General features: G+C 46.4%; 15 protein-coding genes. 3 read left to right on the top strand and 12 right to left on the bottom strand.

Annotation, left to right across the window (positions count from 1 at the left end; genetic code table 11):
* Window positions 1-192: 192 nt before the first annotated feature.
* The 12 genes from MVC73_RS09215 to MVC73_RS09160 all read right to left on the bottom strand — a co-directional run bounded on the left by MVC73_RS09215 (window position 193) and on the right by MVC73_RS09160 (window position 10,589).
* Window positions 193-459: a hypothetical protein gene (locus MVC73_RS09215; RefSeq protein ID WP_297510109.1), complete on the bottom strand. Its 267-nt coding sequence runs from the start codon at window positions 457-459 to the stop codon at window positions 193-195.
* A gap of 1 nt (window position 460) precedes the next feature.
* The gene (locus MVC73_RS09210) at window positions 461-976 is read right to left on the bottom strand and encodes a hypothetical protein (protein ID WP_297510106.1); all 516 of its coding nucleotides are present in this window, start codon (window positions 974-976) and stop codon (window positions 461-463) included.
* A gap of 543 nt (window positions 977-1,519) precedes the next feature.
* Window positions 1,520-2,236, bottom strand: a complete 717-nt coding sequence (locus tag MVC73_RS09205; protein WP_297510103.1) for a hypothetical protein — start codon at window positions 2,234-2,236, stop codon at window positions 1,520-1,522.
* A 473-nt stretch (window positions 2,237-2,709) separates the two neighbouring features.
* Window positions 2,710-3,162 carry a hypothetical protein gene (locus MVC73_RS09200; protein WP_297510100.1) on the bottom strand — a complete coding sequence of 151 codons (453 nt, stop codon included), beginning with the start codon at window positions 3,160-3,162 and terminating at the stop codon, window positions 2,710-2,712.
* 250 nt (window positions 3,163-3,412) lie between these two features.
* Window positions 3,413-3,973: a hypothetical protein gene (locus MVC73_RS09195; RefSeq protein ID WP_297510097.1), complete on the bottom strand. Its 561-nt coding sequence runs from the start codon at window positions 3,971-3,973 to the stop codon at window positions 3,413-3,415.
* A 106-nt stretch (window positions 3,974-4,079) separates the two neighbouring features.
* Window positions 4,080-4,802, bottom strand: coding sequence for a hypothetical protein (locus MVC73_RS09190; protein WP_297510094.1), 723 nt, complete (start codon window positions 4,800-4,802; stop codon window positions 4,080-4,082).
* Window positions 4,803-4,876: 74 nt separating this feature from the next.
* Entirely contained in the window at window positions 4,877-5,443 is a 567-nt protein-coding gene (locus MVC73_RS09185) for a hypothetical protein (RefSeq protein WP_297510091.1), read from the bottom strand.
* 6 nt (window positions 5,444-5,449) lie between these two features.
* Window positions 5,450-5,623 carry a hypothetical protein gene (locus MVC73_RS09180; protein ID WP_297510089.1) on the bottom strand — a complete coding sequence of 58 codons (174 nt, stop codon included), beginning with the start codon at window positions 5,621-5,623 and terminating at the stop codon, window positions 5,450-5,452.
* A 72-nt stretch (window positions 5,624-5,695) separates the two neighbouring features.
* Window positions 5,696-6,604, bottom strand: coding sequence for a hypothetical protein (locus MVC73_RS09175; protein WP_297510087.1), 909 nt, complete (start codon window positions 6,602-6,604; stop codon window positions 5,696-5,698).
* Window positions 6,605-6,736: 132 nt separating this feature from the next.
* Window positions 6,737-7,021, bottom strand: coding sequence for a hypothetical protein (locus MVC73_RS09170; protein ID WP_297510084.1), 285 nt, complete (start codon window positions 7,019-7,021; stop codon window positions 6,737-6,739).
* A gap of 13 nt (window positions 7,022-7,034) precedes the next feature.
* Window positions 7,035-9,977 (bottom strand): hypothetical protein, encoded by a 2,943-nt coding sequence (locus MVC73_RS09165; protein ID WP_297510081.1) that lies wholly within the window; start codon window positions 9,975-9,977, stop codon window positions 7,035-7,037.
* Window positions 9,978-10,073: 96 nt separating this feature from the next.
* Window positions 10,074-10,589, bottom strand: a complete 516-nt coding sequence (locus tag MVC73_RS09160; protein WP_297510078.1) for a CDP-2,3-bis-(O-geranylgeranyl)-sn-glycerol synthase — start codon at window positions 10,587-10,589, stop codon at window positions 10,074-10,076.
* A gap of 72 nt (window positions 10,590-10,661) precedes the next feature.
* Here MVC73_RS09160 and MVC73_RS09155 point away from each other — a divergent pair, with 72 nt between their 5' ends.
* From MVC73_RS09155 to MVC73_RS09145, 3 genes are read left to right on the top strand one after another with little or no spacing between them, the layout of a single operon-like run.
* Window positions 10,662-11,603 (top strand): LEA type 2 family protein, encoded by a 942-nt coding sequence (locus tag MVC73_RS09155; RefSeq protein ID WP_297510245.1) that lies wholly within the window; start codon window positions 10,662-10,664, stop codon window positions 11,601-11,603.
* 41 nt (window positions 11,604-11,644) lie between these two features.
* A complete protein-coding gene (locus MVC73_RS09150) occupies window positions 11,645-12,160 on the top strand; it encodes a DUF3201 domain-containing protein (protein ID WP_297510075.1) in 516 nt (171 codons plus the stop codon).
* A gap of 9 nt (window positions 12,161-12,169) precedes the next feature.
* Window positions 12,170-13,321 (top strand): RsmB/NOP family class I SAM-dependent RNA methyltransferase, encoded by a 1,152-nt coding sequence (locus tag MVC73_RS09145; RefSeq protein ID WP_297510073.1) that lies wholly within the window; start codon window positions 12,170-12,172, stop codon window positions 13,319-13,321.
* The last annotated feature ends 2 nt before the right edge of the window (window positions 13,322-13,323 follow it).

The following is a 13,323-nucleotide window of genomic DNA, read 5'->3' as shown; positions in this document are numbered from 1 at the left end:
TTCTTCCTAACGGTAACATAATCATCTGCGGGAAAAAGCATACTAGCTAACCAAGCGAATAGATAAGCTATAGGGGTAGATACAACAAACACTATGATTAGCAACCTTATATTAACAACTAGATTTGTCACCCAGATGAGGGTAAAGGCCAATAAATAAACTGAAAGAAGGAACGAAAAAACTTTTTAAATTTCATTGACCATCACCTACAATCATATTATTGTCACCTGTATTTTCATTGATATTTGTTGTGAATGTTTCATATATGGACCATATGTAGATTGCCATTGCTAAAACGGCCGGATTAGTCTCTACTGAAAGTTTCCCAGTGACAATCTCAACTCCAAGTCCCCTGGATTTTCTGAATTTCATTTCCCAAGGTCTTATACCTCCGTATCCAAGGAAAATAAAAATCCAGAAAAGTAAGATAAAAGAGATGCACACAACCAAACACTCCATGTTAACCACCGTCCTCAGAGAGTACGTTTCCATGCACTTTGGACTTCGTAACATGCAAACATCTCCAGCTAATCGGCACATAAGCTCCGAGGGGTAAAGCTATCCACACAATGCTCACATCTATACCACAAATTGATATTGAAACAATCCCTGAAACAATACCAAGAATTATTGCATTTAAGATAATTAACCTAATATCAAGACGAGATAACAGTTTTTTAAAGGCCTCCTGTCTGTTTTTGACCTGCTCGTTTAAAACTAAGGCAATAAAAACCACAACTACTAATATGGCTCCTGCTAGAAAGCCACTTCCCAAAGCAATGGATTCTAGAATTCCGACATAAACAAACAGCAACAAATATGGGAATATTAAAACATACAGGCCTAACTCTGGAAGTTTTTGCTGGATCTCGTTAGTCAATGGTCTCATTCCAGAGAACTTCAACAGTAAGACCACGTCAATGTAGGTAAAAAGAAAAACGAGTAAGGGAACGCACACATCCAACATCCCAACCACCCCCCATAGATTAAGTTTCCCTCATTCATAGTTTTGATTCTCTTGGCACTGTTTATCGCTAACTAATTGATTAACCAATTGAGAGCTGTTCACCTCGCAGTACACTATGAATAAAGAGTAAGTTAAAGGAATCAACGGATATTTATAAAGAAATACCCATGCAAGTATTAGCAGTGCTGAATAATATACTAAAAGAACATTCTTGGTGAGTTTTTGCTTCGATGCATATATTACCAACTCACTTACTACAGATAGAAGTATAACTTTAATAAGAAAATCGAAGAGAGTTGAAGCATGAAGAAGCATAACAAAGACCACCAATGAGATAAGGGGATAATCCAGAAGATTATCAATTTTTCGTGCTCTTGGAGTTTTATCTCCAAGTGTAACAAAGATAATCCCTAAAGTCCATAAAGAGACGCCAATAAATGTATACCCACACCATTCATAGTCAAGTGCATAGGAGCAATATAAGGTGTACAGCATTATTAAGCCATTGATAAAAACTAAAAGGCGGAAAAATGTTCTTTCTATGCCCATAATTTATCCCTCCAATATATTATCACCAATAACGTTATTCCCATCTATATCTGCTGGCATTGGAGCTCTCAACCAGTTAATGAAATCTCTTAAAGTCAACCCCCATGAAATCATGTCCACAACTGGTGTAACTTTTGCTAGAGCACTTCCCAATGGTCCACCGATCACGATTTCTAATTGTCCAAGGCGTTCAACACATCTCTGCGATACTGAGTAAGTTGTACCAATGACTTCAAAGGTGACCTTAGCTTTTTCCCCAAGCGAAGCAGATTTGCCCATTATTTCAATTATGTCACTAGTTACGACATTATCATCAAAGAACACTCTAATCAAGTAAGAATATCCTGCAAGTCTATCAATGTAGGATCCCCATCCAAGTGGTTTTTTATTAAAATAGTAATCTGCCAGCTCATTATTTATTGTTATTGTCACCGTTAAATCTTCCCTCATGTTAGTTAGATTTAAAGTTGTAGCATTTACCGGAACATTAATGCTACTTGGACCGTTAGGCCACACAATCTTACCTCCAAACTCGACTTTCTTAAAGTTTAAAGTAACCGTTTCATTGCTCCTAAGCTCAAGATGGGTAAGACATGTAGTTGATTCCCCCAAAGATATCACATCAGGGTTACATTCCATCCATGCCACCACGTTGCCTTCGGGCTTCACGGTTATAGTCTTATCGTCCACTGGAGTGCCGTTAACGAAGAGGGTGAACATGTATTTTTGAACCGTTCATCTTCCACCCTTTTTGATGAGAAACACCGAGGTATGGCCAGAGATACTCTCCAAAATCACATCGTCAAAACTTCTTTTATCGCCCGAAAACTTCCTGAACGGCATTCATACTGTATGTAACAGGTAAGCAGGTGTAGAAACGCCAAGATTGAACCATATATGGGACTTCCGAGAATATTACCAGAGATGATAAATGGATGAGGCAAGCTTGCTGAAAACATCAAAAGCAAAAGAGCAATTTGATAAAATCTCCTCCATACCATTATAACACCACCAAAAAGAAAAGAGTACAAGAGTAAGATTACGAGATTGTATAAACCATACTCCCACCTCACGTTATTCTGGGGACTATATTTTTCCGAGGCAGTTCGATTTTTAGCCAGAGGAATGTTATGAGGTAGTGCAACGTGATGAGAGGCACCAGAGATACTAAAAACCAAACTGCTCCAGCAGAGTTAAGGGCCAAACAACGGGTAGGGAAGTTTAAGCAGATAATAATATTTTCGGTACTGCGCATCGGGTATTTTCTTTGACTCAAAGTAAAAAAGGAACGCCAGATAAACACCGAAATATCCAATCAGGACGGACGTTATTATTCCCGCCCTAAAAAACAGTGCAATGGCCATTAATGTAACCAACAGAGGCAACATAACGTTCTGAGATTTAATATCTCGCTCCCGCAAACCGGTGTATTTGACATCAAAGAACACCACAGTTATGGATGTGAAAATGGCCACCACGGAGGCACTCAAAAGGGGACTGGCATCATTACGGGAGAATCCCGTCAAAAGGGAAACAAATATCTCACCAAAGATTAAAATTGTCAGCGTCCTGTGGATTGACTTGCTTATCTTTAGATTGACCAGTGAAATGAAAAGAAAGATGTAAAGCAGGTACATCCAAACCATGTACATCACCTTCCTCTGGACCCTTCCACTGCCCTAACAAACGGTATTGAGGGAATTTAAACCTGGCTTTTAAAGTTCTTTTTTGCTTATATTCAGCAAAGCGTTAGAGCGTAGTGGAAAAAGCTCTCCCACCAGATGGTGGGACTTTGTTCGCCATAGTAACAACTGGAGATAATTGAGACGTAAAGTGAGGTAACAAACCAGTTCAAGGCGAGTATCATTAACTCCACCAGCTGATCTTTACTATCCTTCAGTTTTTACCAGTTTTATAATGACCCTCCGAACCCCCTAAAACATCATGCCCGATCCAGAGGGTCATTACGATGTAGTGGATGATTATAAATGGAATTAACCAAATTTGGAGGCTCAGCTGTTCGATTAAAGCAAGAGGGGCGAGTAGTGGGTATGGAATTTTGAATAGATATTGGAACCTAATGCCAGGTTCAAAAATGAGAATCAGAGCTAAATAAACCCCAGTATACGCAACCATTAAAGAGATAACACATCCAAATCCCATTTTGAATAACCCAAAAGCCATGCCACTTGAGAGTGCTATTATACCAATAGAAGCCCCCAGTATCAATAATACGTTTTCTTCTTTGGTAGTGGAATGAAACACCTGAAGCAGGAAAGGATACACGACAAACAACCACAGATACCCTATCCAAAACAGAGATTCAACTATAACCATAACAAGTCCACTATAGCTTTTGAGGAATGCTGCCAACCCTGAAACAAACAATTCCCAGAGGAGTAGTAGAGCAAGTATATTCTGATAGCGTCTATTATGTTTAAGTTCTAAGTTCACCATATTAATCACCTCCGAAGATTCGTTCTTAAATTCTTCATGAGGCTCTTAAATCTCCAGCCGAATGCCCACTTGATTATTAATCATTATCCCCAAGTAAGGAGCACCATTAACCTCTACGTACGCTGATGCCATTATCTCGCCCCTGTGAACACCCATTAGAAAATTCAACCAACGCCAAGAGAGCCGTCCATAAAAATGGGACAACGATAACTTGGAGAATAAAGCCCATGTTGTTTCTTACTTTAACGTAGATGCCGATAAAAATAAAAACCAAAACAGAAAACCGAAGGATTCCCTTCCTACTGTTCATGTCTCTGTATTTCTTTGATAACATAAGGAAGGCTACAAAAACTACCAAATACATCAGAACAATAAAAAACTTGGCCCACAATGACATTGGTGAATCGTTTAGCAACTTAAATGTAAATACCAAGACAGAAAATCCCGTTACAATGACTAAAAACCGCCTTTTCCAAGGGGTTAAGTTCAAAATTACCTTGGCAAGATAACCTGTCCAGTCCACATTTTTAAGGTCCAGGCACAGCAAAAACCACAAAGCAGAGACAACCAAGACGAGGGGCCTGACAATCCATGGAACATTAACAGATAAACCGAAGCCTATCAACCCCAGAAAGAACCATCCAGCAAGAAGTTCCCCAGCAGTCCCTTTAACTCCCATCCACAAAAACACCAGAAGGAGAGCCAAAGGGAATATCCAAATATCAAAAATATAATGAGAGGGCACTTTTTCATGAACTAGAATGAACGTTAAAGATAACTGGAAAACGATAAGAGACGAGAGAGATTTCTTCAGACCCAACCCCTTCATTATCCTTCACCCCAAGAGTCCCATGGATTTACTTATATTTCTCACTCTCCTGCTCAAAAAGAAGGAGAAATAAATTAAGTTATTCTCGGAGGCCTCCACATCCTCGGAAGGTCAAACTTCAGCCACAGGACAAAACAGGCTAAATAAGCAATGAGGAACGGCAATAGCTCCCCTTGAGTCCCAAACTCTTCAATCAGAGCGCCCGAGGACAAAACAATGTAGGGGATTTTAAGAAGATAAAAAGCCCTCCGGTTCTTTCCGTAGTCTATTAGCAACATTAAATGAAACGCCCAATAACTTGCCAAAAGAGAAAGAACCCAACCTACGCCATGAAGCTTAAGGACCAACACTATAAAGAATCCAATGAGATATCCCAGTATAACGTCCCCAACACTTTCATCCCCTTCAAGTCTAGAAAGAGGCCGTTCATACTCAAAGTAGAACAGATAAGAGGACAAGATGGACAAGAAGAACCATGACACAACTACAATAAACGACTCATTGTACTTAATTCCTGCCACGAACGCCGATGAAAACACCAAAATTGCTAAGCCTTGATGGAATGATTTTGTTTTAATTCCTATGGCTGCACCTAGGATAAGGGAAAGATAAAGGAGTAAAATGAGAATTTCCACTCCCATTTTGGATCACCACTTCTTCAGTATTCCCCTTATGAATCCCTGCGCAATCTTAAAAATCTCCCATGCTGTCTTTGCACGTTTGCCTGCCTTCGCCGCAATTATAACCCCTTTTAATGCTTCGCCAGAGGCAACGAACGAGAAAGGAAATATACAAGTCCAATAGTTCGACTTCACTCCCATGATTAGAGAGGAGATAAGGAAGAGAGAAAAACCCCGAGAGGAGATTTTTCGCAAAGCTCATTGCTATCACCCCTATGGCAACCCCAATATTTCGTACGTTACAACTCCAAAGATAAACCCTACCGTAGCCCCAACTAAAGTCCCACCACCCGGAATAGCTGAGCCAATAGCAGCTCCTGTTTCAGTACATTCGAGTATATACGCAGTTACAGCTCCAGCAGTGACTCCCACACTTACACTAACTGCAAAATGCTCTATAACTTTTTGTTTGTTGATCTCTATCTTCACATATTGAGTTGCCGTGTAAGTCAAATCGAGTATACCCTGCGAAGTTTTGACGTATGGATGATCGTTTGCGTAGACCGTGAAGTTCACCTGCACTGGAACCTTAGCCCCTGCCAAGTCCTTCAGTTTCAATCCCGTTTCGATGAACCCACTCTGAGGCAGGACGTCATGGAACTCGAGCTCAAACTCTCCAACTCCCCCAGGTGGGATAGTGTGTGTTATTATCGTCTTAGTTGGCTCGATTGTTAAATCCTTTGTATGCGGTGTCTTGAGTACATGGGCCTCTGTATCAATGCGAGTTATATTCCATTGAACCCCTGTAGGATTCGTAAAGTACACATCACATTTCATGTTTAAGGTCAAATCCCCCTTATTCGCCGATAGTTTTAGATTACTGCACTCCATAAAAGCCTTGGATACTGTTGCAGGCTTAACTTCCACGTACGCCATGGCCATTGTGATTCCGCCGACTTTGAGGTAAAAGGTAGTATTCTGATATACTTCAATCCCCGTAACCATGATGTGAGCTGTCTTATGTGGTTGTATTGTGATAATCCCCTCTGAGAGCGTGTAGTTAGTACCCAAAACGTATTTATCAGGCTCCGGCCACCACACGTTGCCAGTGTCATCCACGAGCTCCACAGGCCAAGTCTGAGCATAATCAGCAGTATTCTCAATAGTTATGAACGCTATCACATTATCACCCGGGTCAACCCTATCGGGAAAAAGAAAAAGGCAGGCGGTATTTTTGGTCAGGGCGTTCTAATTTAGATCCATTTTTGTCGTCTCTTGGGTCTTTGTGGCACTGAATCTAATTCAAAGCTATGACTAATCTTCATTAGGGTATAGCCTTAATAACACTACGGGGTACAATGTAAATGCCAATATGGTAATCAGGAGAACTAGAATATAGTTTGGGTCATAGTAGAGTGCATATGGAATTACAAGCCTGAACCATGTTAGATAGGAAATCAACATTGGTAGGGCCAAGGCATTCCTCTTTGCCAAATTTACTTTGCCTCTCTTCAGATGGAAGTATGTCATGATTATTCCAAGTACAAAAATCCCAGGAGTTATATAAAAGTCAAGATAGTATAGAAAGCTCCCTGACATAGTTTCACACCCCCTAGTTTCTTATTTCTATGTAAACTGCTACTGTTAAAACAATACCTCCTACTATTGCTGTTCCAATTGGTCCTAGCCCCATAAATAGGGCTATATAAGCACTCACTCCTGGCACCAAGAATCCATCTATAAGTGCATAAGCAAATTTTTTAGAGTCTTCCTGCATTAGTTGACTTCCGAAGTAATAGAGGGTTATTGTTTTATTAATGGTTACGTCCTTTTGAGGATATGGCATGTCTATTTGAATGGACAAAGTATAGTTCGTGTCTGTCCAATCGAATGTTCCATCCCCCACGTGAGGATCATATACGTACTGGTAGTTCAACAGTGTTTTGTCTTCTGGGATTTTGATAGGTGCCACGAGTAACACCTCCGTGTGATTTGGGTCAATATTAATTGAATTCTGAATTGGATACTCAATTTTCACTGTCCTTGACTGGTGGAGGTACTCATCATAAGGATGACCGTACAGGAATACATCCTTCGTGTTAATACTGACCCTCTCCCCAAGATTGTTCTTAAGGTATATTCTACAAGTAACAGTTTCTCCAAGCCCCACTCGCTCAGGGCATTCTACCTTTACAATCTCAACACTATCTCTGGTAACATTAACTGTTCCCTCAATAGAATCCTCCCACAGTTCCTGGTCATTAACCAGCCTGTAGAGCTTGACAGTGTAATCATGCTCCCCTGCCTTCGCAAGCCAGTGCAGAGTCACGGAAACACCAGAAGTGGTAACGTTAAGGGGCTTCGAATCCTTAAGCTCACCATCAACATAAAGCTTAACCAAAGCCCTCTCAGTACTCGGATAAGTGCTACCTATTTTGACATTAAAGCCCACGGTATCACCCTCCTTTGGATACTCAGGCTCAGGAGTTACACTGACTATCGTAAGCCTTCCGTTCGAAGGTGCGGGGTCGCTTCCGCTTGAGTTCGCGTTCGAACTGACCACAATATCACCCTCAACGGTCTTTGAAAAGCCCTCGAACTTGAGCACGCCTGAGTAGTGGAATGTTCCGGTTGAGGCGTAGTAAACCCTTCCGGCCACATCAACCCATGGGTCACCTTTCTGAACTATGGTCGAGTTTGAAAAGCTCGCGGTTGCGCTCTCCCCGTCCAGCGGATAGGCAACGTCCAGGGTGTACTCCGCGTTTATCGGCTTGTCGTTGTTGTTTATCACCTCCACCTTAAAGGTCACGTTGCTTCCCGGCCTGACCGTACTGTCGCTCGGGATTATCTTAAACGTTACCTTGCCCGGCTTAATGGGAGTGCCCAAGCGTATCGTCTCGGAGTATTCCTTGTTTACATGCTTTCTATCGTTTGAATCCACAGTTCCGGCGTCCCCCGGAAGGCCTATGGATGTGGGAGTGGCATAGGGAACCGAGTAATAAACATCAACGGTTCCAGAGACGTTGACTGAGCCAGAACCATATATCTTTGAGCTGGCCCTCGTTGTCCACCTGACGACCCCATCGGAGGGAGTTATTACGTTATAGTGCTTTGAATCGCTGAGGCCGTCTCCGTTGACGCTTACGTCAACGTCGGAAACGGAGCCCCCAACGGCCTGAAGGGCAACCGTGACCCTGTAGGTCGCGTAGTTCTCCGTTACATCAGCGGCCGAGACCTCGACGCCGAGGTCAAGGAAGGCCTCGCTTGAGGATGTCCCCTCAACCGCAGGAGGTTGCGGGTCACCCGGAATTGACCTGTGGATAATGGTCGTGGAGCCCCTCCAGTAATGGCCAATCTTTTCAGTCTTGAAGAGACCCGGAAGGGAGTCGGTAAGGTTCGCCTCAAGCTCCCTAAGGTCGGGGTTGCCGTTGCCCTTCTCCACAGCCTCCAGCGTTGATTCAAGGTTCTTGAGAGCCTCAAGGGCTTCGAAGGCCCGCCAGTAGTAAATCGTGTAGTTTTCACCCGAGATTGTCTGGATAGAGCAGTCGTTGAGAACCTTCTGGGATTCCCACTTTCTTCTGAGCTCGACGATGATGTAGTCCCCGCTGACGAATGAGCGAACGGCCAGGGTTTCGTAGTAGTAGCCGGCGCTTCCTGAGGGAAGAGAACCAACCGGTACCGAGTACGTCTGGTTGAGGAGCCTCTTGGAGGTTATACTCGCGTTCCGGAAGAGGTTTCCAAGGAGAGCCGGATCTTTGGTAAGCTGACAGGAGGTCGAACTACCGCTTAGGAAGTTCTTTTTTGAGTAGAGGGTTCTCCACCCACTGCTTTGCCCCATGTCGATGATTTTATTCTCAAGTTTTCTGACAAGGGAAAGCTTTGTCGCGAGATCGGCGTTTTTGTAGAGGCCGGTAAAGTTCTCGAAAGCGTCCCATGCGATTGGAACATTTCTAGCCTCCGGACTCTGGGTTATGACAACGACCGGAACGTCAAGGGAAGAGGCGTTCCGATTCAACAGCTTTTCAAGTCCATAGGCCCAGTAGTGGTTGTACTTGAAGGCAACCCTCATAAAGGCCGTCGAAAAGTTCTGGAGGAAGGCGCTCATGTTGAAATCTCCCGTGATGTTGTCGGCGTTCTTGGCTATGTACTCCTCAAGGGCCTTAATCTGGTCATCGGTCCAGCCCTGGGCTTTAAGCTCCTCAACGGTCTCGTTGGGGAGACCGTTCTCGCTGACGTTCTCCGCCATTTGCCTGAGCTCGTCGGCAGTGTAGTAGAGCTTAACGCCCGAGGACTTCAGCTCCCGGAGGGACTGCCATATCAGCGTTGATATGTTGATGGCGTTTTCAGAGCCGAGGCGTGAATTATCGATGAACTTTTCAACGGCAGAGGAGTTTCCGCCCTCAATCTGGGCGTAGAGCCAGGCCTCCCTGTTCAGTATGTCCCAGAAGGCCTGGTATGCCTCGTTCGTCACAGGCTCTGCCCTTACCGGATGCACCGTTGCAACGCTCCAGCTCAGGAGGATTACCACCATCATGAACCCGAGGACTCTTCTCAAGCCACCTCACCAACGTTAAACTTGCATCCACAATATAAATACTTTTTCTATTCAAATTTCTACTACTTCTTTAAATAGTTAGCAAAAAATGTAGAGTCACCACGGTACGCTCTTCCAGCCGAGCCTGTAGGCGAGGTAGTTGGCCCCCCAGTGGACGAAGGGGGAAACCACTAGGAGGAATATAATCTGCCCGCTGGAGAGGGTCTTAACAGGATAGGCGAAGGCCAAGGCACTTATGAGAAAGCCGAGCTGGTCGAGGCCTATTGCAGGTGCTCCCCTCGGCAGGTTTGCGCGCCTCTTGAAGAAGCTCCCGATCAAATCACCAACCAGAGCTCCGAAGGAGAGGAGAAACGCGAGCTTTAGGGCCGTCGGGAGGTCTCCGTAGAAGCCGGGCGTTATGAAGTACTGGATTAACCCAACGAGCGTTCCAATGGTAACTCCACCGATGAAGCCCCTCCAGGTCTTTCCATCTCCGAGGAGCCTTCTCCCGTCCCTCCAGACCCTACCACCGTCTATCGGCCTCCCGCCCCCGACGAGAACCGGGGAGGCGTTAGCGAAGTAAGCGGGGAGTATGTACCAGAATGCCCAGAGGATCGATGAGAGCCAGCCCATGGAACCACCAGAGAATAGCGGGGAAAACCCTTTATAAGGATAGAGCCCCTAGATTGTAAAAAGGTGGTCGCCATGGGGTTAATCAAAAAGCTCGTCCTGCTCTTCGTTCTCCTTCTCCTCCTCTGGGGAGCCTATGTTGCCTACGCCGTGGTGACAATGGCGCCACAGCTGAGTGCCTCATGGGGCGAGGTTAACGAGAAGGAGACCCAGATCGTTGTCACAGCACACTGGAAAAAGCCCCTCCTGCTACCCCTCGAGGTCAGGTACGCGGTCCTAGACTTCTCGGGTGTGGAAGTTGCGAGGGTCGAGAGGTTCTCCTACGGACCGTTCAGCACGGGAGCAGAGGTCGTGATCGGGATAGACAACCACAACATCGTCAGGGCGCTCTTCAAATACCTCGACAACGGCCAGAGGGGAGAGGCCAGCCTGACCTTTAGGGCCTTCCTCCTCAAGTTCATACCCCTGAAGTTAGACCTCAGTCAAGAGATTAACGAGGACATCCTCGGGCAGATGAACTTCACCGCCGAGAGCACGCCAATCCTCGGTGGCCTCGCCCAGAGCCCGGCCCTCGTGAGCACGAAGGTCGAGTGGAAGGGAGCCACCGGCGAGAGGGGGGAGATGATAGCCTACATGAAGCTCTACAACCCCAACGACTTCCCGCTCCCGGTCGGCAACTTGCGCTTCAACGTCTACGCCAACGGGATAAAGGTCGGCTCGGGCCAGACGGTTGAGAGCGTGGTGATACCAGCGAAGGGCTACAAGGTTCTCCCGGTAGAGACCGTCATATACGGGGACGAGATACCAAAGGCCTGGGTTCTTCATGTAAAGAACGGGGAAACGAGCAAGCTCAGGATAGACCTGTACCTGACGGTAAACGCCCTCGGCAAAGACGTTAACGTCAAGCTCTTCAGCAAGGAGGAGACCGTGAAGACCGACATAATGGAGAGCATCAATCAGGCCCTTCAGGAGGCATCGGAAAGCCTTTCCAGTCTTAGTTCAAAGCTCAGAGGTTGAACCTTTTTAAACCACCCTCCCATTCTTTTTCGGGGAAAGGAATGAAGGTGAGGGAAGTCCACGACTTTCTCAACAGGCTATGGGAGGACGTTTTCGCGCTCAACGAAGAGCTCAGAGAGGAACTTCCGGAGGGTTTTGAGGTAGAGGACGTTGAGGAGGTCTTCGGGGCGTACATCTTCCTCGACGGCGAGTGGAGGCTCATGAAGTATCCGCACCCGGCCTTTGAGATAAAGCCCCAGATAGAGGTAGGTGCAACCCCGGAGAGCTACTACCTCGTTGTGGCGGTTCCGAGGGAGAGGATAAGCGAGAACTTCTTGGGAACGTTCCTTGAGGTGTTTCCGAGGAGCTTCATATACGGCAGTGAAAACTTCCTGAACGACGTCTACAACTGGAGGCGCGACGGAAGGCTCTCACCGACTGAAGTCCTTGAGAGGATTAAAGGGAGCAACGAGAAGGTCTTCCAGTTCGAGGCGAACTTTGGTTCGGCGAAGGCCCTGAAACAGGGAGTGAAGAGACTTATAGACCTCGGAAAGCGCTTTGGAATCTTCGACCTCTGAGGTGTCGCTATGTCCTACAAGGAGGCTTTCCCTGAGGAGCTGAGGGAGTACTACCGGAGGCTCTTCGGGAGCGAAGCCGAGGAGATAATGGCCTCCCTCAGGACGCCGGTTGAGAAGTACTACATCAGGGTGAACACGCTGAAGACGAGCAGGTCAAAGCTCATCAGAATCCTGAGGAGGGAGGGCCTGAAGCCCAGGAGGAGCCCTTACCTGAAGGAGGGCATCTACTTCGAGCGAGAGGGGCCGAACTTTGACGACGACTACGAACCGGGGCTTAAGAGGGTCGTTGCAAACAAGTTCGCGAGCGAGAGCGTCTATCAGGGGGCAATGCTCTACGCCCCGGGAGTTTTGAAGGCCGACAAAGGCATAAAGCCGGGCGACGAGGTCGAAATCCGCGATCCAAAGGGCCTCCTCGTTGGAATTGGAATAGCGAGGATGAGCGCCAAGGAGATGATACTCTCGACGAGGGGATTGGCAGTTGAGGTTACCCTCCCAAAGTTCAGGCTCCCGAGCCTGAGCGAGCTGGAGAGCTTTAAGGAGGGTCTCTTCTACGCCCAAAGTCTGCCCTCCATGGTGACGGCGAGGGTTCTTGAGCCGAGCGAGGAGGAGCTGATAATAGACATGGCGGCGGCACCGGGCGGGAAGACGAGTCACATAGCCCAGCTGATGGAGAACAGGGGTGAAATAATCGCGATAGACAAGTCGAGGAACCGCCTGAAAAAAATGGAGGAGGAACTCAAAAGGCTGGGCGTCAAGAACGTCAAAACCATACGCATGGACTCAAGGAAGCTCCCGGAACTCGGGGTTCAGGCGGACAAGATACTCCTGGATGCGCCGTGCACGGCCCTCGGGATAAGGCCCAAACTCTGGGAGATCAGGACTCCGAAGGACATAGAGGCAACTGCGAGGTATCAAAGGGCCTTCATCTGGGCCGCAATAAAGTCCCTGAGGAAGGGAGGAGTCCTCGTTTACTCAACCTGCACCCTCTCGCTTGAGGAGAACGAGGCAAACGTCAGGTACATACTCGAAAAGGGCCTCAAACTTGAGGAGCAACCCCTCTTTATAGCCTCCCACGGCATAGGTCTCGACAACGTCCAGAGGTTCTACCCCAACAGGCACATGACCCAGGGCTTCTTCATAGCGAGGCTGAGGAAGGTGTGAGG

This window comes from Thermococcus sp. (genome assembly GCF_027052235.1).
Classification (GTDB): Archaea; Methanobacteriota_B; Thermococci; order Thermococcales; family Thermococcaceae; genus Thermococcus.
This window is presented reverse-complemented; position numbering and strand designations above follow the sequence as displayed.

Bases quoted from the DNA above. Each gene is read 5' to 3' on its own strand.
- MVC73_RS09150 (WP_297510075.1), top strand. From the start codon at position 11,645: ATGAAGGTGAGGGAAGTCCACGACTTTCTCAACAGGCTATGGGAGGAC.
- MVC73_RS09155 (WP_297510245.1), top strand. From the start codon at position 10,662: ATGGGGTTAATCAAAAAGCTCGTCCTGCTCTTCGTTCTCCTTCTCCTC.
- MVC73_RS09205 (WP_297510103.1), bottom strand. From the start codon at position 2,236: ATGTTCACCCTCTTCGTTAACGGCACTCCAGTGGACGATAAGACTATA.
- MVC73_RS09190 (WP_297510094.1), bottom strand. From the start codon at position 4,802: ATGAAGGGGTTGGGTCTGAAGAAATCTCTCTCGTCTCTTATCGTTTTC.
- MVC73_RS09180 (WP_297510089.1), bottom strand. From the start codon at position 5,623: ATGGGAGTGAAGTCGAACTATTGGACTTGTATATTTCCTTTCTCGTTC.
- MVC73_RS09200 (WP_297510100.1), bottom strand. From the start codon at position 3,162: ATGGTTTGGATGTACCTGCTTTACATCTTTCTTTTCATTTCACTGGTC.
- MVC73_RS09215 (WP_297510109.1), bottom strand. From the start codon at position 459: ATGGAGTGTTTGGTTGTGTGCATCTCTTTTATCTTACTTTTCTGGATT.
- MVC73_RS09145 (WP_297510073.1), top strand. From the start codon at position 12,170: ATGTCCTACAAGGAGGCTTTCCCTGAGGAGCTGAGGGAGTACTACCGG.
- MVC73_RS09160 (WP_297510078.1), bottom strand. From the start codon at position 10,589: ATGGGCTGGCTCTCATCGATCCTCTGGGCATTCTGGTACATACTCCCC.
- MVC73_RS09185 (WP_297510091.1), bottom strand. From the start codon at position 5,443: ATGGGAGTGGAAATTCTCATTTTACTCCTTTATCTTTCCCTTATCCTA.
- MVC73_RS09195 (WP_297510097.1), bottom strand. From the start codon at position 3,973: ATGGTGAACTTAGAACTTAAACATAATAGACGCTATCAGAATATACTT.
- MVC73_RS09170 (WP_297510084.1), bottom strand. From the start codon at position 7,021: ATGTCAGGGAGCTTTCTATACTATCTTGACTTTTATATAACTCCTGGG.